Origin of the sequence: Bacteroides sp. ET225 (genome assembly GCF_024733745.1) — a bacterium.
GTDB lineage: Bacteria > Bacteroidota > Bacteroidia > Bacteroidales > Bacteroidaceae > Phocaeicola > Phocaeicola excrementipullorum.
Window position 1 is genome coordinate 1 of the sequence record NZ_JANRHN010000078.1, and the last position, 1546, is coordinate 1546.

The 1546-nt window shown below is 61.4% G+C and carries 1 rRNA gene; it reads right to left on the minus strand.

What is annotated here, in order from left to right:
* Window positions 1-7: 7 nt before the first annotated feature.
* Window positions 8-1540 (minus strand): 16S ribosomal RNA (locus NW212_RS15145).
* Between the last annotated feature and the right edge of the window lie 6 nt (window positions 1541-1546).

Consider the following 1546-nt stretch of genomic DNA (forward strand, 5'->3'; position numbering starts at 1 on the left):
GCTCCAGAAAGGAGGTGTTCCAGCCGCACCTTCCGGTACGGCTACCTTGTTACGACTTAGCCCCAATCACCGGTTTTACCCTAGGGCGCCCCTCGCGGAAGCGCACTTCAGGCACCCCCGGCTTTCATGGCTTGACGGGCGGTGTGTACAAGGCCCGGGAACGTATTCACCGCGCCATGGCTGATGCGCGATTACTAGCGAATCCAGCTTCGCGGAGTCGGGTTCCAGACTCCGGTCCGAACTGGGAGGGGATTTAGGGATTGGCCGAACGTCGCCGTGCAGCGGCCCTCTGTACCCCCCATTGTAACACGTGTGTAGCCCCGGACGTAAGGGCCGTGCTGATTTGACGTCATCCCCGCCTTCCTCGCATCTTGCGATGGCAGTGCCTCCAGAGTCCCCGGCATTACCCGATGGCAACTGGAGGGAGGGGTTGCGCTCGTTATGGCACTTAAGCCGACACCTCACGGCACGAGCTGACGACAACCATGCAGCACCTCCGCCCCCGCCATTGCTGGCTCCGGCGTCTCCGCCGGATTCGGGGGAGGTTCGAGCCCGGGTAAGGTTCCTCGCGTATCATCGAATTAAACCACATGTTCCTCCGCTTGTGCGGGCCCCCGTCAATTCCTTTGAGTTTCACCGTTGCCGGCGTACTCCCCAGGCGGGACACTTAACGCTTTCGCTTGGCCGCGGACTGTATGTCGCCCACGGCGGGTGTCCATCGTTTACCGTGCGGACTACCAGGGTATCTAATCCTGTTCGATACCCGCACCTTCGAGCCTCAACGTCAGTAGCGGGCTGGCGGGCTGCCTTCGCAATCGGAGTTCTTCGTGATATCTAAGCATTTCACCGCTACACCACGAATTCCGCCCGCCTCGGCCGCACTCAAGTCCCGCAGTTCCGACCGCTGGCCGGGGTTGGGCCCCGGAATTTCACGGCCGGCTTACGGGACCGTCTGCGCTCCCTTTAAGCCCAATGAATCCGGATAACGCCTGCATCCTCCGTATTACCGCGGCTGCTGGCACGGAGTTAGCCGATGCTTATTCGCGCGGTACCTGCAAAGCCCCACACGTGGAGCGCTTTATCCCCGCGCAAAAGGAGTTTACAACCCGTAGGGCCGTCGTCCTCCACGCTACTTGGCTGGTTCAGGCTATCGCCCATTGACCAATATTCCTCACTGCTGCCTCCCGTAGGAGTCTGGGCCGTGTCTCAGTCCCAGTGTGGGGGGCCTTCCTCTCAGAACCCCTATCCATCGCGGCCACGGTGGGCCGTTACCCCGCCGTCAAGCTAATGGAACGCACCCCCATCCCTTTCCGGATCGCTCCTTTGGTCCCGCACCCATGCGGACCCGGGACACCGCCGGGGATTAATCCTGCTTTCGCAGGGCTGGCCCCGGGAAAGGGGAAGGTAGGGTACGCGTTACTCACCCGTGCGCCGGTCGCCGCCGTGCCGGACCGAAATCCGGCACGCGATGCCCCTCGACTTGCATGTGTTAGGCCTGTAGCTAGCGTTCATCCTGAGCCAGGATCAAACTCTACATTGTATAATA